Source organism: Faecalibacterium sp. DFI.5.82 (assembly GCF_029076575.1).
Taxonomy (GTDB): Bacteria; Bacillota; Clostridia; order Oscillospirales; family Ruminococcaceae; genus Faecalibacterium; species Faecalibacterium duncaniae.
The window spans coordinates 1-301 of the sequence record NZ_JARFIS010000758.1 but is presented as its reverse complement, the minus strand read 5'-3'; the positions used below and the strand labels follow the sequence as shown (position 1 = coordinate 301).

The following is a 301-nucleotide window of genomic DNA, read 5'->3' as shown; positions in this document are numbered from 1 at the left end:
CAGCCTTGCCGCATTTTTCTATCAAGTAATCGGAAAAATGGATGAAACACTGGACAAGGAACGGCAGGAAGCCTATGCAGCCCGTGTCAAGTACGATGTGGCTCTCCATGACCTTTCTTCCGTTGATGCTGATTTAGCTCAAATTCAAAATAGGCTGGCACGGCTGTCCGATTGCGAAAGGCAGTATCAAGCTGCTCTTTCCGAAAAAATCAAAAGCCTCTAAGCATCTGCCAACCCTGCCGCACAGCAGGTTGCAGAAAGCGAAAGCCGCATTGCCGCGCTGAAAGTCCAAAAACGGGAA

At 49.2% G+C, this 301-nt stretch carries 1 pseudogene; it reads left to right on the top strand.

The window, feature by feature from the left end:
- Positions 1-223 (top strand): annotated as a pseudogene (locus P0G09_RS18780) (hypothetical protein); the annotation flags it as partial.
- Positions 224-301 lie beyond the last annotated feature (78 nt).